This is a genomic window from cf. Phormidesmis sp. LEGE 11477, assembly GCF_015207105.1.
Taxonomy (GTDB): Bacteria; Cyanobacteriota; Cyanobacteriia; order Phormidesmidales; family Phormidesmidaceae; genus Phormidesmis.
In genome coordinates, this window is the sequence record NZ_JADEXO010000063.1 from 18,539 (window position 1) to 34,956 (window position 16,418).

General features: G+C 49.9%; 18 protein-coding genes. 9 read left to right on the forward strand and 9 right to left on the reverse strand.

Annotated features, from left to right (window positions below):
* Positions 1 to 54: 54 nt before the first annotated feature.
* The 6 genes from apcD (IQ256_RS17260) to apcD (IQ256_RS17285) form a co-directional block, all read right to left on the reverse strand.
* A complete protein-coding gene (gene apcD, locus IQ256_RS17260; protein ID WP_193856792.1) occupies positions 55 to 612 on the reverse strand; it encodes an allophycocyanin subunit alpha-B in 558 nt (185 codons plus the stop codon).
* Between the two features lie 15 nt (positions 613 to 627).
* Positions 628 to 795: a hypothetical protein gene (locus IQ256_RS17265; RefSeq protein WP_193856793.1), complete on the reverse strand. Its 168-nt coding sequence runs from the start codon at positions 793 to 795 to the stop codon at positions 628 to 630.
* Positions 796 to 799: 4 nt separating this feature from the next.
* A complete protein-coding gene (locus tag IQ256_RS17270; RefSeq protein ID WP_193856794.1) occupies positions 800 to 3,139 on the reverse strand; it encodes a phycobilisome rod-core linker polypeptide in 2,340 nt (779 codons plus the stop codon).
* 45 nt (positions 3,140 to 3,184) lie between these two features.
* Positions 3,185 to 3,664, reverse strand: coding sequence for an allophycocyanin subunit alpha-B (gene apcD, locus IQ256_RS17275; protein WP_193856795.1), 480 nt, complete (start codon positions 3,662 to 3,664; stop codon positions 3,185 to 3,187).
* A gap of 108 nt (positions 3,665 to 3,772) precedes the next feature.
* A complete protein-coding gene (locus IQ256_RS17280; protein ID WP_193856796.1) occupies positions 3,773 to 4,258 on the reverse strand; it encodes an allophycocyanin subunit beta in 486 nt (161 codons plus the stop codon).
* A 79-nt stretch (positions 4,259 to 4,337) separates the two neighbouring features.
* Positions 4,338 to 4,814, reverse strand: coding sequence for an allophycocyanin subunit alpha-B (gene apcD / locus IQ256_RS17285; RefSeq protein WP_193856797.1), 477 nt, complete (start codon positions 4,812 to 4,814; stop codon positions 4,338 to 4,340).
* 393 nt (positions 4,815 to 5,207) lie between these two features.
* Between apcD (IQ256_RS17285) and psbO the strand changes: the two genes are divergently transcribed.
* The 3 genes from psbO to psbV are packed head-to-tail and all read left to right on the forward strand — an operon-like array spanning position 5,208 to position 6,824.
* Positions 5,208 to 6,047, forward strand: coding sequence for a photosystem II manganese-stabilizing polypeptide (psbO, locus tag IQ256_RS17290; protein ID WP_193856798.1), 840 nt, complete (start codon positions 5,208 to 5,210; stop codon positions 6,045 to 6,047).
* A 22-nt stretch (positions 6,048 to 6,069) separates the two neighbouring features.
* Positions 6,070 to 6,291: an NblA/ycf18 family protein gene (locus tag IQ256_RS17295; RefSeq protein ID WP_193856799.1), complete on the forward strand. Its 222-nt coding sequence runs from the start codon at positions 6,070 to 6,072 to the stop codon at positions 6,289 to 6,291.
* Between the two features lie 8 nt (positions 6,292 to 6,299).
* Positions 6,300 to 6,824 carry a photosystem II cytochrome c-550 gene (gene psbV / locus IQ256_RS17300; RefSeq protein ID WP_228024988.1) on the forward strand — a complete coding sequence of 175 codons (525 nt, stop codon included), beginning with the start codon at positions 6,300 to 6,302 and terminating at the stop codon, positions 6,822 to 6,824.
* A 116-nt stretch (positions 6,825 to 6,940) separates the two neighbouring features.
* Here psbV and IQ256_RS17305 read toward each other — a convergent pair whose 3' ends face one another.
* Positions 6,941 to 7,159, reverse strand: coding sequence for an RNA-binding protein hfq (locus tag IQ256_RS17305; protein ID WP_193856800.1), 219 nt, complete (start codon positions 7,157 to 7,159; stop codon positions 6,941 to 6,943).
* Between the two features lie 188 nt (positions 7,160 to 7,347).
* On the opposite strand from IQ256_RS17305, the gene dapF reads away from it, so the two are divergent.
* The 6 genes from dapF (at position 7,348) to IQ256_RS17335 (ending at position 14,052) form a co-directional block, all read left to right on the forward strand.
* Entirely contained in the window at positions 7,348 to 8,220 is an 873-nt protein-coding gene (dapF, locus tag IQ256_RS17310) for a diaminopimelate epimerase (protein WP_193856801.1), read from the forward strand.
* Positions 8,221 to 8,237: 17 nt separating this feature from the next.
* Positions 8,238 to 8,942, forward strand: a complete 705-nt coding sequence (gene surE, locus IQ256_RS17315) for a 5'/3'-nucleotidase SurE (RefSeq protein ID WP_193856802.1) — start codon at positions 8,238 to 8,240, stop codon at positions 8,940 to 8,942.
* Positions 8,943 to 9,101: 159 nt separating this feature from the next.
* Positions 9,102 to 10,133: a permease gene (locus IQ256_RS17320; protein ID WP_193856803.1), complete on the forward strand. Its 1,032-nt coding sequence runs from the start codon at positions 9,102 to 9,104 to the stop codon at positions 10,131 to 10,133.
* A 65-nt stretch (positions 10,134 to 10,198) separates the two neighbouring features.
* Positions 10,199 to 11,023 carry a TIGR03943 family protein gene (locus IQ256_RS17325; RefSeq protein ID WP_193856804.1) on the forward strand — a complete coding sequence of 275 codons (825 nt, stop codon included), beginning with the start codon at positions 10,199 to 10,201 and terminating at the stop codon, positions 11,021 to 11,023.
* An 11-nt stretch (positions 11,024 to 11,034) separates the two neighbouring features.
* Entirely contained in the window at positions 11,035 to 12,768 is a 1,734-nt protein-coding gene (locus IQ256_RS17330; RefSeq protein ID WP_193856805.1) for a hypothetical protein, read from the forward strand.
* A 51-nt stretch (positions 12,769 to 12,819) separates the two neighbouring features.
* Positions 12,820 to 14,052, forward strand: coding sequence for an extracellular solute-binding protein (locus tag IQ256_RS17335; protein ID WP_193856806.1), 1,233 nt, complete (start codon positions 12,820 to 12,822; stop codon positions 14,050 to 14,052).
* A gap of 249 nt (positions 14,053 to 14,301) precedes the next feature.
* Here IQ256_RS17335 and IQ256_RS17340 read toward each other — a convergent pair whose 3' ends face one another.
* Together IQ256_RS17340 and IQ256_RS17345 are read right to left on the reverse strand one after the other, a co-directional pair.
* Positions 14,302 to 15,450 carry a DNA cytosine methyltransferase gene (locus IQ256_RS17340; protein ID WP_193856807.1) on the reverse strand — a complete coding sequence of 383 codons (1,149 nt, stop codon included), beginning with the start codon at positions 15,448 to 15,450 and terminating at the stop codon, positions 14,302 to 14,304.
* Entirely contained in the window at positions 15,443 to 16,084 is a 642-nt protein-coding gene (locus IQ256_RS17345) for an Eco29kI family restriction endonuclease (RefSeq protein WP_193856808.1), read from the reverse strand. Before IQ256_RS17345 ends, IQ256_RS17340 begins: the two co-directional genes overlap by 8 nt.
* Positions 16,085 to 16,418 lie beyond the last annotated feature (334 nt).

Here is a 16,418-nt window from a genome sequence, read left to right on the forward strand (position 1 = left end):
ATCCTCGCCGTGTACTGTGGGGTCTTTTGTGATGATGTTGTAAACTTGTGGGCGCTATGCTGCTGCTTGTCTAGCACTTTGACTGGCGCTTTGACTGACACTGCGATCTTTGATGCCAAAGTAAGAAGGTCCAGGCCGCACCAGCTCCTGAATAATTTGATCGAAGTAAGGGATAATTGCCTCAGCTTCGGCTTCAGAGAGCAGGGCGATCGCCTCCGCTTTTAGACAGCGCAGGTACTGCAAAATGTTGTCTAGAGGAATACCAATATTGGTGTATAGCTCCTTCATACCTAGCAGCCCAATTTCTCTGAGCGGCTGATCGTTTCCGGCTAGCAAACAGTAGCTAATCAGGCGGATGTACCAACTCATATCCCGCTGCGCCGCCTCAGTTTTACGAGGGCTGCCGCTGTTGCTAGGCGTTCTAGGACAGATCTGCCAGAACTTCCGGGTGCCTCGTTCTACAATCGTGGGAGCATGAGACTCCAATGTTTTAGCTAGCTGGATCTGGCTCGCTCCGGTTTTACAGAAGCTCCGAATCATCTCTAGCTCTCCGGGGGTGGGATAGCGTAATTCTTCATCGGCATTCGAGATAATCTGTTTAACAATGCTCATGAGGTCAACAAAGGTTTAAAACTTGGGATGAATTTGAACGCCACCGAACCAGCTAACACAGATACGGTAGTTGAAAGGATTGTTGAGACGCAGTCGTTCTCCTAAGCTCGAAGCAGACCCCATAGAGATAGGGGACTGGCTGCTTGGCCGGATAGCAGGTGCGTTGTTCTGGGTTGAAATCATAGTATTAATCTGAAGCGCTAGCTTCCTGTAGGGCGACGGCCATCGAAGGATCTACGGCTTGTGTATCAACAGAATCTTCTGACTCAGCGGAGTTTTTGGCGATAGCTGCCGATTTTGCCGATTCTGTTGGTTCTGTTGATGCGGCTTGACGCTCGTCAGGAAAATTATCCGGGCTCCGATTAGAATTCGAAGGCTCATGGTCTATTGGAATGGCAAGGCGCGATCGCGGCGAAGTATTAGCGGCTGGCGGTTGGTAGCGCATCATATATTCACCAACCGTATGGGGGTTGTCTCTGAGTTTTGATATTGCAACAGGCCCTTTGGGCGATCGCATTGCCAGCCCGCGTGGGGTCACATAGCGCTCATAGGGCACCGTATTCTCTCCAAACGCCGTGCGATAGTCATCGCTATCAATCAGCGCATCAACTAGCGCATAGAATCCCTGCCGACCGCAGATATCGTAGTATCTGCTGGTTTCTCTGCGTCCGTAAGTGGGCCGTCCTAGCAATCGCCGATGGATAATTTCAGCAGCCTTGGTCATATAGAGATTTTCCCAATAAGCCCGTCTGAAGGCCCGAGACTTCGCCAACTGTCGAACAAATTCTCGGACGGTAATCAGCCCCCCTTTGAGCTGAGTTTCCGCCACTCTATGACGTTGACTTTCTAGCACTTCACAGCCAAACACCTGTCGATAGGCGGCCAAAATAACAGATTCAACAGAATGCTGAGCGCTGTCAAAGCTAGGAACAAAACTCGGCGGCTGGTCTGTTTGCTTGTGCGTACCGTGCGGCGGTGTCTTCAAAGAGAAGATTTGCTGAGAGATTTCAGCGTGACTTTTTCTGTGGGCGTGACCGACCAAAATCCGGCGACCATCTTCGCTAAAGTGAACGGGCTGAGCCGCAGGATTGGTGGTCTCATGGGGAAAGATAGCGCCAAACTGCGTTTCTAGCGGATCATTGCCCATGCCGTAAGGGTGTTGATTAGGCAAAGGCTGACGGTAGCTAGCAAAGGCAGTGACAAACTGCGGCATTTTGCGCGCTGGCGCGCTGCACTTAAACAGATCTAGCTGCGGCCCCCAATTGCGACAGGCTTGGGCTTCTACGCCTAGACTGCGTATGTACGGGACAGTCTCGACGCCAAAATAGTCAGCGTACTCTTGTGAGCTAACTAGCGCATCGACAAACGTCGGGAATCCTTTGTCAGCCACTAGCTCAAAGTATCGCTGAAACTCTTCCATACAGCTTAGTCCTCGCCCGAGGAAGTGACGACAGGCCAGCTCAATGGCGCGGCTAATCGTATAAGGCTCATAGAATAGCTGTCGATAGAGGCGCGATTTGCCCAGTTGCCGAATGAACAGTTCCATCGACCCGTACTCGCCTTTTAGCTCAGAGATGGGCTTAGCCAGTTCGGCTCCCGCTAGACCGCTAATATCTCGCTCAAAGACTTGTCGATAGGCAGCTTTAATCACCGCATCTTTTTCGCTATCGGGCAGAGTAGGCTTCATCACCCATCTAGGGACGGCGCTACCGCTATCTTCATAGCATTCTGGCAGGCTGAGACCCTGATCGTGTTTTGAGACGCCCGTGCGGTATCGATCCGAGGGCTTTTCTACCTGATAGTCGGCAATCAACACGTCAAAATACCGCTTGACTAGCGCCGCAGCGGCTGAATCAGGCGGAAAATAAGAGAGTGATTTCCACTGCATTTCTTGCAGCGCCACAGTCGTCGCTACGGTCACATCTTCAGGAATGACGCCCCGCAGTCCTCGCGTGTTGACGGTAATAATACTCGTATCCCCTGCCACCATTGCATAGGTGATATATCGCAAAAACCAGCCTAGGTCCCGCATAGAGCGCTTCATTCGAACTTCGCCGTAGTCCTTAATGTTGATCGCTTGAAAGCGACTAGGCACGCTGGGCTTCCCACTAAAGAACAATCCTTTGAACCAGGCAACTGGATTGGTAATAGAAGGCGTCAAATTTTCGACGCTATAGCCATTACTCGCCTGGCGTCTAGATTTTGGCGAGAGATAGTCTTCGGCAACAAAGTATCCAGAGCCAGGCAGGCCGACCAGTTCCTCTGGCTGTTCAAAATAAGCCATCGGATTGCCACCGACAAAGATGCGTCTGCCGCCAGCCGCCACAATCTCGTTAGCGTTCTGGGCCAGCATTTGGGCAATTTCTAGGCGCTGCAAGCCTGTTTTCAAAAAGGTCGAGAGCGTTTGCATTTCGCTATGGCTAGGATAGCGATCGCGCTGATGTGCGCCATTGATCACAGCCGTGGGTACCGTGTGGTACTGCTGTGGATGCACAACCGGGCTCCCTCCATTGGTTCGATCGGTCATAGCGGTCTCCAAGTCCAAATAAACCAAGACAAATAAATTCAATGCTCAGGGCATCAGCCCCGCAATCAGATAGTCAAAGTAAGGCCCGACTTCAGCCGCATCTTCTCGGCTCAGCATCTCTAGCGTGACTTCTTTGAGCGATCGCATACACAACGCCACCGAGCGTAGCGGTACCTCCAAAGAAAGATACATTTCCCTTGCGCCTCGTACGCCGCTGGCCTCTAGCGGATCGACATCGCCGACCGCCACCGCATACGAGATCAGTCGGATAAACCAAGCCTGGTCTCGTAAGCAGGATGCTTGAAACTGCTGATTGTCGCTGTTGCTAGGGGTGATTGGATGCCGCCGCCAAAATTGCCTAGCGCCTTTTTCAACAATCTCTTCTGCGTTGCTGTTGAGAATAGAGACAATTCTCAATCGCTGCGGCCCATTGTCAAAAAAGCGGTTGATCGCATCGAGCTCTCCTTTCGAGAGATAGCGAACTTCACGATCGGCAGTTGCGATCGACTGAGAAATCACACTCATAATAAAGTCTCCTAAGACAGTCCTAAGACAGCGTCTCTATTAGCTTCTACTAACTACTTCTATTAACTAATAGAGCACTTGAGAAATAGAGCGCTTGAGAAGCAACGGTTAGCTCAAGCCAGAACAGATATGATCAAAATAGTGACCGACCTCTTTACCCGCTTCAGCGCCCAGCATGTCGTTGACCACCTCTTTCATCGCCTGCACTGCTCGAATCGTCGCGCCGACAGGTACGCCTAAAGAGTTATAGGTCTCTTTCAACCCGTTCAGCACCCGCTCATCTAGAATAGAAGCATCGCCCGCTAGCATGGCATAGGTGCCATAGCGCAAGAAAAAGTCCATATCGCGAATGCAGGCAGCGTAGCGACGGCAGGTATACATATTGCCGCCAGGGCCAGTGATATCGGTATATAGCAAAGACTTTGCGACTGTCTTAGTGACGATAGTAGAAGCGTTGGCGCTAATGGTCATTGCTGCTCTCGCTCGCAGATCACCGCTGCGAAAATATTCCTGCAGTGTATCTAGCGATGAATCGTCTAGATATTTGCCTTGAGCATCAGATGTATTGATCAAAGTGGTGATGGCATCTTGCATGAAAAGGATCTCCTAAGCGGATAGTGTTTTAGACAGGACAGTGTTTCAGACGAAAAAACAGGGCGGAGTGCAGCAAAAATTACGACAAAGATTGAATAATCAAGTCGAAATAGGCCGCGACTTCTTGAGCATCTTCGTCACTCAAGACGGCCATCGCCTCTTCTTTTAGGCAGCGCATGCACTCTGCAATATTTCTGATCGGAATTTCTAGGTTGTTGTACATTTCCTTGATACCGACTGTACCGATATCTTCTAGCGGGCGCTCGCTGCCAGCTAATATAGAGTAAGCAATCAAACGAACATACCAGCCCTGATCGCGCTGACAGGAGGCGGTTTTTCGATCAACGCCGCTGTTGCTAGGCGTATTCGGACAGCGCTCCCAAAATTTCTGACTGCCATTTTGAACAATTCTCTGCTCATTCGCCGCTAAAGCTTTCGCAATTCGAACCCGCTGCTCGCCGGTTTTGACAAAGTCTTGGAAGATCCTCAATTCTTTGGGCGCAGGATATCGAGCTTCACTGTCTGCGCTCAAAATTAGTTCTGTGACTAGGCTCATAGTACTGGTTCTCACTACTCAAAGGGGCTAAAACAAAACTTCTTCAACTGTTTCTTCAACTATGGATTCTTCAATTGTGAGGAAGTTGATGTCACCATAAGGAATAAAGATGGAGAAGTTGTGAAAACAGCAAGCTTTAAAGCACAATATTCCTTTCCTTTTAAAGCTTTGGCTTCGAATCGGTAGTTTCACAATTCGAATCTATGGTTTTATCAGTAGTTTCATAAGTTCTCCAGAAGTCGCCGATAACCTACATAGCAGAATGAACGCTCGATGGCATTTTCAATAGCATTTCCTGAAATAGCCTGTCAAAGAATTTGGTTAATGCCTAGAAGAAGTCGCTTTGAAATAGAGCTGCACGAGAAATAGATAAGTTCTCTATCTGAATTGAAAATGATATATAAGACTTTGATTGCCACTGTGCTGGCACTGACTTTAGGACTGCTAACCGCCTGTAGCAGCACCAAGGTAGCAGGAGACTCGCTTACCTACGATGACATCCGAGGTAGCGGGTTAGCCAACGATTGTCCAGCACTGTCAGGGACTAATATGGACGCTATTCCCTTAGAAGGCAGCCAACCCTATCAGATTAGATCGCTGTGCCTACAGCCTAAAACATTTCTAGTCGAAACGTTTCCATCCGTAAACGGTCAGAAAAAGAAGCAGTCAGGCAGATTTGTGGAAGGCAAATTACTGACTCGTTCTAGTTTTACGCTCGACCAGGTGAGTGGAGAATTGCAGAAAGGGCCGGATGGAGCCTTGACGTTTGTCGAACAGGGTGGATTTGACTTTCAGCCGGTCACTGTTCAAATTCCTAATGGCGATCGCGTCCCCTTGCTCTTTACGGTGAAAGGACTTGTGGCCAAAACAGCAGAAGCGATAGACACCATTAGACCCTCTACTCGATTGGCGGGCAGTTTTGACGTGCCCCCCTATCGTACTTCTAGCTTTATCGATCCCAAAGGTCGAGGGCTAGAGGTCGGCTACGACGCGGCAGTTGGCATCCCGATTCAGGCCGATAGAGAAGCTTTTTCGCGTCAAAACAACAAGTCTTTCAAGGTGGGAACCGGAAACATTGTCTTGCAAGTTGACCGGGTCAATCAGTCAACAGGAGAAATCTCGGGTTCGTTTGAAAGTCAGCAGCCATCTGATACAGACTTTGGCTCTAAGCCAGCGATGACGGTCAAAATACTGGGTCAGTTCTACAGCCGCATTACACCAGAAATCGCCTAAACGTAACCAGAAGAGAAATTATATGAACATCCTCGGTCAACTCGATCTAGAGCAAGAGCAGGAGCTGCAAAAAGTAAAGGAAAAAGCTCAAGATCTATCGCTAGAGCAGGCTCAATCATACCTTGTTGAACTGATGCGACAGATAATCGTTCGAGATAATTTGATCAATCACTTGCTGAGCGTCACTAATGTTCCTCAAGATCAATACTCTCAATCTATTCTGTTTCAATCAAAATCTTCTTAAATAGAAAGATGAATACCATGATTCATATTCTCAAAAGCATTTTGACCAAAGCATTATCAATCTATGTTTGTTTAACGATTGCAATGCTCACGTTCTTTGTGATGAAAAGTGCGATCGCAGGTGAAATCGATCCAGCTAGCCGCACGGTTTCTCTTAATGAAGCCAGAGAGCAAGTCACCTTTAGCACCAGGCAGTTGATGCAAGGGCAGCGTAAGTTCAATGGTAGCTGCGCTCAGTGCCATGTAGACGGGGCCTCAAAAACCAACCCAGATGTCGATCTAGGGCTAGAGACTTTAGCCAATGCGACCCCAGCTCGCGACAGCGTCGAAGCCATTGTCGATTACATGCACGATCCGACCACCTACGATGGATTAAGATCGCTGGCTGAACTGCATCCCTCGACGATACGAGCCGACTTGTTTCCCCGCATGAGAGATCTCAATGACGATGATCTGAGTGCGATCGCAGGCTACATTTTGGCCCAGCCAAACATCATCGGCGATCAGTGGGCCGGTGGAAAACCCAAAAGATAGGGTCTCAATCTAGAAGACAGAGACCCCAGCATGAAGTGCGCCGATCGTAATGGCGCACTTCATCAACGACTTTAAATATTCAACGATAAAAGCAATAGATTAAAATTAGGGCGCAATCAGGACAGGCTTTTGACATAGGCGATCGCCCCGCGCATCAAGATCGTATTTCTGCCGTCGTCTGCTTTCACGCAGATGGCATTGGCATCTTGCCAGCTCACCGCCCCGGCCACCATATCGCCAGTCATGAGCTTGACTTCAACGGTATGCTGATCGCGAATGAGTGATTGAACCTGGCGGATGCTGGGCAGACCAGTGTCGAATGCTTGAGAGGTCATAGGAATTTTGGTGAGACTATATCTTAAAAGGGTTCATCTCAGGTTGCCCTGGTTGACTGATGGTTAATCGGTAGCAGAAGAATTGAAAGTATAGAAGCTGTCTATGGCCCAGTCTCGGATCAGCGCTCTACTCGGCGGGAAGGAAGCGGTAAAATGCTGAAGAGTTTGTACTTTTCTCTTCTTTTGGCATGGCATCCCTTCCGTTTAGCAAGTATCACGGTCTTGGTAACGATTTCATATTGATGGACAACCGGGCGAGCGAGATGCCGATAGTCACACCCGAGCAGGCTGTGGCCGTGTGCGATCGCAATTTTGGCATCGGCGCAGACGGCGTGATCTTTGTGCTACCAGGTAAAGAAGGCGCAGACTACAGCATGCGGATCTACAACTCAGATGGCTCAGAGCCTGAGATGTGTGGGAATGGCATTCGTTGCCTAGCCAAGTTCATTGCGGATCTAGAAACAGAAGATGGCAACAAACCAACGCTGCCCAAAAGCTACAGCGTGCATACGCTAGCTGGAATCATTCGCCCTGAGCTGAAGCCTGATGGTCAAGTCACTGTCGATATGGGCGAGCCAATCTTGACATCACAGGAAATTCCGACGACGCTAGGCCAGCCCGATGGCAAGGTGGTCGATCAGACGCTGACGGTAGATGGTAAAGACTGGCAGGTAACCTGCGTCAGTATGGGCAATCCGCACTGCATTACGTTTGTCGATGATGTCGAAGCGGTGCCTTTAGCAGACATTGGGCCGCTGTTTGAGCGTCACGAAGCGTTTCCGGCGCGGATCAATACGGAATTTGTCGAAGTGGTGCGGCCTGACTTTTTGAAGATGAGGGTCTGGGAGCGCGGTGCGGGGCCAACGCTGGCCTGCGGCACGGGAGCTTGCGCCCTGGTAGTCGCAGCGGTGCTAAACAGTAAGTGCGATCGCCAGACAACCGTCGAACTGCCAGGTGGGAATCTAGAGATTGAATGGGCGAACAACAATAGAGTCTATATGACCGGCCCTGCTACGCTTGTTTTTTCAGGCGATGTCGCTGTCGACGCAGCGGGTCGGTAGGGCTTCGGTAAATAGAAATGACTTTATTTGTTTTGACCAACGATGATGGCATTGGTGCGCCAGGGATTTTGGCACTGCAAAAGGCCGTAGAGCCGTTAGGCCAGACGGTAGTGGTGGCACCCGATACGCATTTGTCTGGGTGCAGCCATCAGCTCAATCGAGGGGGGGCGATCGCCATCGATCAGCGCACTCAAACCGACTACGCCATTGGTGGAACGCCTGCCGACTGCAGCCGAGTGGCAATCAGCCATCTGTATCCAGCCGTAGACTGGGTGCTTTCGGGCATCAACGCTGGCGGCAACCTGGGCTCGGATACCTACGTCTCGGGGACAGTTGCCGCCATCAGAGAAGCTGCCTTGTTACGCAAGCCGGGTATCGCTATCTCTCAATATCGCTATCGGTCTCAGCCTTTTGACTGGACTAGAGCGACTCGGCTAGCTCGAAAAGTAATCCAGCAGCTCATAGAAAAAGAGACTCGGCCTGGGGAATTTTGGAATGTTAATCTGCCCGCGCCGCCGTTAGAACAGGGTGATCAGCTAGAGGACGATCCAGACGTGGTCTTTTGCAATCAATGCACTCAGCCATTGCCTACCGAGTTCGCTATTGATGAAACCGGATTTCGCTACGTCGGCGCTTATGAAAAGCGTTTGCGCGATCGCGGCGGCGACGTGGAGGTGTGTTTTAGCGGTCAAATTAGCGCTGTTAAAGTTCAGATGTGGTAGCTCAAGGGATAGCTCGATGGAAAAACCGGGCCGATAACTCAATGGCAATGACAACCAGATAGTGTCAAGGTATAAAAGTTATTAGATTTGACAGTGCCTATAGTAGGATATGTTCGCTCTAGTCCATATTTTGGCTAAGATCTGGTCAATTTTTGATACATGGTGCAACTCAATACAGGATTTACCCTGTTTCTTAGCCTGCTAGTAGAAGCTGTCCCTTTCTTACTGATTGGGGTCGCTTTTTCAAGTCTGCTGCTGTTTTTTGTCGATGACCGCCAGCTAGTTGGGATTTTGCCAAAGAATCCGCTGTTTGGCGCATTAGTCGGCAGTTTGATTGGTGTGCTATTTCCCGTTTGCGAATGCGGTAATGTGCCTGTGGCTCGGCGACTGATCGTACAGGGCGCACCGACAGCAGTCTCTATCGGTTTTTTGCTAGCTGCGCCGACTATCAATCCAGTTGTGTTTTGGGCAACTTGGGTGGCCTTCAAGGGGCAGCCAGAAATTGTTTTTATGCGAGTCGGCTTCACGCTGCTAATTGCTACTACTATAGGCTGGGTGTTTAGCCATCAGGCGGATATCGGCCCTTTTTTGCAAGAGTCAGTAGAGCGCAGTCGGTTTCGAGGACGCGGCGGTGAGACATCTGCGGCCAGCCCGGCTGAGACAGATACGCCTGCCTTACTTCAGGGTGGGACTTTTCTAGCGGGTGAGCTAGGTGGCTCTTTTCAGCTCGATACGCCTGTGGCTCAGCGTTTGGTAGCCAACCCGGTGATAGAACAGTCCGTCGCTAGCAAGTTTGAATTAGCCCTCGAAAATATGGTGCGAGAACTTCGAGAGCTAGGGGCGGTACTGGTGTTTGGCAGCGCGATCGCGGCCACGGTGCAGGTGGCTATCCCAAGAGAAACAATTCTAAGTCTAGGTCAGGGAGTAGTATCGTCGATTGTGGCGATGATGGTACTCGCGGCGGTCGTCTCTATTTGCTCAACGGTAGATTCATTCTTCGCGCTATCATTTGCGGCGACCTTCACTAGCGGCTCGCTGGTGGCATTTTTAATCTTTGGGCCGATGATCGATCTTAAAAATATTGGCCTGCTGCTAACGGTCTTCAAAGGACGAGCGGTGTTCTATCTCTTTGGGCTAGCGGCGCTGATGAGCTTTGCGCTATCGCTGTTTGTCAACTTGTATATTGGATAGCGCCCGGTTAAACGCCCATTAAACGCCCAATTAAAGCACTCGGTTAAAGTACTCAGCAACTTGCTATGCGATCGCGTTCCTCTAATTCTTCTTCCCCGCCTCAGCCACCTCGCCAGTCTCGTCGGGGTTCTGGCCTATTCTGGCGAGAAATGTTAGATGTGCTGGCGCTGGGCGTGTGGAGCGCGATGCTGTTTCGCTACTGGTTTGGCGGCAAGCTGCTGCTGCTGCTACATCCCAACTACGCCTGGCTGTCTAATTCAGCCGCGATTATTCTGGCACTGCTGGCACTTTACCGAGCCTGGCAGATATTTCGCGCAACCTCAGCTTCTAGAAGCGCCTCCGCATCGGCAGATAGCGCTCATGTCACCCTGCTGCCGGGCAACCTCAGCAGCGCTATCCTTTTAACCGTTGCTATCTTCGGCCTGATTTATACCCCCCGCGCCTTTGCTAGCCAGACGGCAGTGCAGCGCGGCATCTCTGAAACGCTGTCTTTGACTAGAGCGCGACCGCAGCGATTCGAGCGAGCGGCCACCCCAGAAGAGCGCTCAATCATCGACTGGATTCGGCTAGTTAACGTCTACCCTGAACCCGATGCTTACGAAGGTGAAAGCGTTGATGTAAAAGGCTTTGTCATCCATCCAGATAACTGGCCAGATAACTATCTGATGGTGTCCCGCTTTGTGCTGACCTGCTGTGCGGCAGACGCCTATCCGGTAGGATTGCCTGTAAAGCTGACAGATGCTGCGGCTAGAGCCGACTACGCCGTGGATAGCTGGCTGTCGGTCACTGGCCAAATGCAAACAGAAACCTTAGACGGACGCCGACAGATTGCGATCGCCCCTACGGCTATTCGCGCCGTTGAAGAGCCGCGAAACCCTTACGAATACTGATACGAACACCGATGACTCAGCGACCTTCTGGTCAACTGTTTGGCCAACCTCTAGACCGTGTTGCCACCGCCGTCATGTTTCTGGTGGCTCTGGTGATCGTCGCCATGCTATCGTTCGGCTCGCAGACCCTGCCTCGGGTGCGAAGCTTTTCGTGGCAGAATCGACCGGTCTCGACCGATGATGTGGCTTTCTTGCTGACTTTCAATCAGCCGATGGATCCTCAGAGCGTAGAAGAAAACCTGCGAATAGAACCTAATCTATCTGGCAAGGTTAGCTGGGCCGGACGGCGGATGGCCTACACTCTAGATCTGCCCGCGCCCTACGGTGAAACCTACGAGCTGTTACTGCCCAATGCTCAGGCTCTGACTGGTCAAGAGGGATTTCAGCCATTTATCAGTGAGTTTAAGTCGCGCGATCGCGCCTTTGCCTATGTTGGCGCAGAAGGGGACGAAGCGGGCCGATTAATCCTTTTCAACCTGACCAAAAGAGAGAAAACGCTGCTCACACCCGAAGGTCAGCTCGTTCTAGACTTTCAGCCGTATCCAGAGCGCGATCGCATTCTATTTTCAGCCGTCAACGCCGCCACAGACGTTGATCGCGCTGCTACCGCCCAGCTCTACAGCGTCACTACCGGACTCGGCTCGGAGCTAGGTTCTAGGTCCAATTTTCTGCTAGGAGCTGGGCAGCTATCTGCTGTACCCAGATGGCAATTCTGGCGACGACAGGCCAGCACCGAGGCGGGAACGACAGAACTGATATTAGACAATCAGGACTATCAGAACCTGAACTTTGATCTTTCGCCCGACGGCGAGACAATTGTGGTGCAGCGAGTCAGCCAAGACAATCCTGCCGATTTCGGGCAGTGGGTTTTGCAAGCTGGTCAACCTGCTCGAAAGCTCGATACCGAACCAGGTGGAGAATTTAGAATTGCACCAGACAGCCAATCTCTACTCTTACAGCAAGGAAAAGGAACCGCCATACTGTCTTTAGAGCCTGAAAGTGAAGCCGCTGAAGACGACGCGAATGGGCAAGACAGAGATACGCTAATCGACTTTTTACCTGACTATGGCCTGACGCTAGATATCGCCAGCGACGGCAGTGCGGCGGCGCTGGTCAATTTCAATCAAGACGATCCAGACAGGCGATTTACGCAGACGCTATTTTTGGTATCTAATCGAGGCGAGGAAAAACCCTTGCTAGATACTGACGGCACCATTATCAGCGCTCAATTCAACGAAGACAATAAGCTGCTATACAGCCTAATTACTCAAGTTGTTCGAGAAGAAGTGGCTGACGGCGGCTACGCAGATGAAGAGTCTTATCCGTCTGAAAGCAATCCACCTGAGGGTAATCTGTCTGAAAGTAATTCGCCTGAAAGTAATCCGCCAGAAAACAATGGCGAAAGCAACTACGAAAATACCTACGAAGACAGCTATCGGACCAGCGCTTACCTAGCGGCTGTCAATATTGAAACAGGCGAAGCTCAAAAGCTCATAGAACTGCCGCCGCAGTCCCAGATTGAAATCGATCTAGCGCCTGACGGCCTCGCTATTCTATTCGACGAAACGCTGGCGGAAGACCCCCAGATCAGTCCTAGCGACACTAGCCAGTATGACGGGCCTAGTCATCGGCTGTGGCTACTCCCTCTTTTTAGTACGTTAGAAGAGCGGCGCAACGGAGAACCTGTTTCTTTACCACCGACACCGCTCGATATCGCGGGTCGCCATCCGCTCTGGCTGCCCTAGACTAAAGACAGAATTAAAGACACAGCTGTCCGTCGAACTCACATTTTCTTTATGGTCAATCGAAGAACGCTATTGCAAGCGAGCGCTGGGCTAATTGTGGGCAGCGCCCTCACTGGATGCAGCAATAGAGCCGGGAACGTGCTGAGGGTTTTGCTGATAGAAGGGGCGGTGCCTTCGGTGGTTTTGAATCAGTTTCAGCGGCAGGCTGATACGCCTGTAAAATTTCAGACGGTTGATCAGGTACAGACGGCGTTTCAAACCTTGCAGAGGTGGCAGCAGCCTGAGATAGAGAACCCGTGGAATCGGTTTATGCCTTGGCGACAGGCAGACGGGCCAGCGGCTACAGACGATCTGGTGAGCTTGGCAGATTATTGGCTGACCGAGGCGATCGCGCAAGAGCTGATCGAGCCGATGGCGATTCCGCCAGCCACGCTAGACCTATTACCAACGAAGTGGCAGGCGTTTGGTAGACGCGATCGCACAGGCCAAATCGATCCGAACGGCGAACTTTGGAGCGTCCCCTACAAATTACAATCACTCGTCGTCATCTATCGCCACAGCCAGTTCTCAGCCCAGTCAGACGCGAAGCAGCCATTTAGCAGCTGGCAGGATTTGCTGGCATCGGACTTACGCCTTGGAATCGCGCTACCCAGCCATCCGAATATCATCATTAGCCTGCTGCGAAAGCTGCAAACTGGCAGCTTCAATCCTATCAGCCCAGAAAATTCGGCAAATCCGGCTATCTCAAATCAGCCACTCTTACAATCAGAGAGGAAACAGCTAGAAGGGCAGGAAGAGCAGCTACAGGCGCAACTAGCTGCTTCATTTACCGAACTAGCACCGCAAGTTAAACTCTACGATTCCAACACTGCGCTCAAAGCGTTGATTAACGAGGATGTGAAAGCGGCTGTAGTCTGGTCTGGTGATGCTGCGGTTGCCCTGAAGCGATATCGAGATCTTAGGTCTGTTGTACCAGATGAGGGTAGCCTGCTGTCTGCGGATATGTGGGTACAGCCCAAAGGCACAGCGCTGAGCGAGGCCGCTGAAGACTGGATCTCTTTTTGTTGGCAGCAGGGCCCAGCGACTGAGCTTTCTATTGCGCCCAAAGGGATTTCACCTATCTTTTTAGCAACAGATCAACAGATTCCTGAGGCGATAGAAAGAACGCAACTTTCTCTACAAGCACTGCAGAATAGCGAACTGCTTCTGCCGCTATCAGAGTCGACGAAAGGGGCTTATGCAGACTTTTGGCAGCAGCTAACAGCAGAGAATCGCCTAGAATAATAGAACGTCAGTTCGGGTTAAGCAGAAGGCGGTAAAGCTGATTCTAAATGAACTTTGGGCTTCTTCATCTGGTGAGAGTAGGCAATCAAGCTGCAGAGTTGCTCCATCAGCGTATAGTACGTTTGACCTTCCAAAAACTCATAGGTTTTGGTACGGTCGAAAACCGTGTCTCTTTCGATGTCTCAAAATAGCTTTCTCATAAGGTCTAATACAAAAAGAGATGCCTGAAATGCAGGTGAGTGTTGGACACTATCGTATAGCCTGTATCAGTGAAGACACTATACGATGACCTAGCTTAACAGGTACAGCATTACCAATTTGTCTCATTGATTCTGTCCACGAACCAAATATTTTATAATCGTCTGGAAAAGTTTGAATCCGCTTGGCCTCGAAGGTTGTATAGTAGCGTACGCGCCCATCTCGATATCGAATCATATTTTCGCCCCCTGGTACGCCGTGGTCTCCTGCCTTTAAAGTCTTTGAAGGAGAATCAACATAGCTACCAGTATGACCAGGGTATGTTCTTGCGCCTTTTCTAAGGATATGCTCTTCATTGAAGCTACCTTTAGAATCTGGAAAAGGTAGTCTGCCAATCGTGTCTCTTACAGTTCTCCACGGTGACAGTGGTGGTGGAAACAGCGTAAGTTGCTTCTGCATTTGCAGGACTCGCTTCTGCACTCTTCTATCTAAGCTCTCAATCTTCGGGGGTTCAATATTGTGATGATCCCAGTAGTCTCCGCTCACGAACTGAGACCATAGAAGGGCTTCTAGAGAATGTGTCTTTTCGGGAAACACCCACTCTACGCCCAGGTCTTCTCTTACTCCAATGATAAATACTCGTTCACGACGTTGTGGAACACCATAATCCGCTGCGTCTACTAAACGAAAGACTACTTTATACTTGAGTCCGTTATATCTTTTCGATGTATGAATCTTTTCAAGTCTTCTAAGATGCTCGGTCCAATCCTCAGACTTGCGCGACTCAACGTTAGGATATGTCAGTCTTAGTACGATGTACTCGAAGTAGGTGCTGAACGACTTACGTAATATGCCTTTGACGTTTTCGACTATAAACGTTTTGGGAGTACAAACACTAACCGCTTTACAGACATACGGAAACATATCTCTCTTATCGGTATTACCCTTATGCTTCCCCCCCAAGGAGAATGGTTGACAAGGGGGACCTCCAGAAACTATATCGACGGGACCAAATTGTTTGAAGTCTATAAGACGAACATCAGTGTTGTAAACAATTTGCTTCTTATAGTTATAAGATAACGTTTTACAAGCGTCCTTGTTCCATTCGACAAATGCCTTGTGTCTGGTTCCAGATAGCTCTATCCCCTTAGCCAAACCGCCTGCGCCTGAAAATAATTCAACACAGGATATCTCAGACATCTTCTTCTAATTCTCCCAGAAATTCTTCAATGCTTTCTAGAAGTTCTTCTCTACTTCTATGAACTCCTCTGCATTTGTTCGCCCAGGAACGGCCTGGATGACAGACATCCCAGTCTGACTTTGCTTGTTCATATCGACCCCTGCCAGGATCGTGGTTGCCAAAGCCATCTATTAAAGTGTTCCAGATTGGTTGATATTTTCTGATCAGTGCTGCTTCAACAGTTCCAATCAAATCGCTCTCTTTACCTTCGAGTATCATGAATCGGCATGAGAAGTCTGACAGCTCTATCCCTTCTCCAGCGTTGATGCTCCGACTATGCTCCCTTATTCGATTGCTAAGTTCGTAGCTCTCAATGTCTGGAGAGGAAGCCTGTCTAGCTTGTCTCCATCCTTTCGGAACAGCCTTTCCTACATATATAGGCATGTGAAATGCGGTTCTGTTGATCAGGTTGAATTTAGAATAGATACCTGACTTAGATGTGCAATACAGTGCATAGACGCCTGTACCGTGAAAGCGTTCTGAAATAGGAATTAGATGCACAGGCGTTCCATTGAAGAAGCGCAAAGTATCCTTTATAACTTCATCAAAATCATCGGAAGTATATACGTGCTCAGAGCGATCAAAGTTATTCATTCAGGTCAGAGTTTAGACCAGCGATTGAGACGCCAATTATAGTAGAGTACGGCTCCACACCTATGTATAGAATCTGAAAGTTTTGGTCAGCAAAACTACTATCGATGGCTATGCTAACGGTTCCTCGTGCGTTCTGGCACTGCCATATCTCAAACTTATCTGATGCTCAAACTTCCTCGACCTTGTATATTTCGTCTCATAACCCACCGGACACTGTTGGCGAACTCATGGGAAAGCCTCTAAATCCTATATAGATAGCGGGTTATGCCGATTCCAATGCTTTGAACCGGGAAGTCCGTGTCCTGGCTAGCGGCACATCGTTTATCCAGTTGAC

Excerpts from the sequence above, each read along its gene's own strand:
- apcD (WP_193856792.1), bottom strand. The coding sequence starts at position 612 with ATGAGCATTGTTAAACAGATTATCTCGAATGCCGATGAAGAATTACGC.
- IQ256_RS17265 (WP_193856793.1), bottom strand. The coding sequence starts at position 795 with ATGATTTCAACCCAGAACAACGCACCTGCTATCCGGCCAAGCAGCCAG.
- IQ256_RS17270 (WP_193856794.1), bottom strand. The coding sequence starts at position 3,139 with ATGACCGATCGAACCAATGGAGGGAGCCCGGTTGTGCATCCACAGCAG.
- apcD (WP_193856795.1), bottom strand. The coding sequence starts at position 3,664 with ATGAGTGTGATTTCTCAGTCGATCGCAACTGCCGATCGTGAAGTTCGC.
- IQ256_RS17280 (WP_193856796.1), bottom strand. The coding sequence starts at position 4,258 with ATGCAAGATGCCATCACCACTTTGATCAATACATCTGATGCTCAAGGC.
- apcD (WP_193856797.1), bottom strand. The coding sequence starts at position 4,814 with ATGAGCCTAGTCACAGAACTAATTTTGAGCGCAGACAGTGAAGCTCGA.
- psbO (WP_193856798.1), top strand. The coding sequence starts at position 5,208 with ATGATATATAAGACTTTGATTGCCACTGTGCTGGCACTGACTTTAGGA.
- IQ256_RS17295 (WP_193856799.1), top strand. The coding sequence starts at position 6,070 with ATGAACATCCTCGGTCAACTCGATCTAGAGCAAGAGCAGGAGCTGCAA.
- psbV (WP_228024988.1), top strand. The coding sequence starts at position 6,300 with ATGAATACCATGATTCATATTCTCAAAAGCATTTTGACCAAAGCATTA.
- IQ256_RS17305 (WP_193856800.1), bottom strand. The coding sequence starts at position 7,159 with ATGACCTCTCAAGCATTCGACACTGGTCTGCCCAGCATCCGCCAGGTT.
- dapF (WP_193856801.1), top strand. The coding sequence starts at position 7,348 with ATGGCATCCCTTCCGTTTAGCAAGTATCACGGTCTTGGTAACGATTTC.
- surE (WP_193856802.1), top strand. The coding sequence starts at position 8,238 with ATGACTTTATTTGTTTTGACCAACGATGATGGCATTGGTGCGCCAGGG.
- IQ256_RS17320 (WP_193856803.1), top strand. The coding sequence starts at position 9,102 with ATGGTGCAACTCAATACAGGATTTACCCTGTTTCTTAGCCTGCTAGTA.
- IQ256_RS17325 (WP_193856804.1), top strand. The coding sequence starts at position 10,199 with ATGCGATCGCGTTCCTCTAATTCTTCTTCCCCGCCTCAGCCACCTCGC.
- IQ256_RS17330 (WP_193856805.1), top strand. The coding sequence starts at position 11,035 with ATGACTCAGCGACCTTCTGGTCAACTGTTTGGCCAACCTCTAGACCGT.
- IQ256_RS17335 (WP_193856806.1), top strand. The coding sequence starts at position 12,820 with ATGGTCAATCGAAGAACGCTATTGCAAGCGAGCGCTGGGCTAATTGTG.
- IQ256_RS17340 (WP_193856807.1), bottom strand. The coding sequence starts at position 15,450 with ATGTCTGAGATATCCTGTGTTGAATTATTTTCAGGCGCAGGCGGTTTG.
- IQ256_RS17345 (WP_193856808.1), bottom strand. The coding sequence starts at position 16,084 with ATGAATAACTTTGATCGCTCTGAGCACGTATATACTTCCGATGATTTT.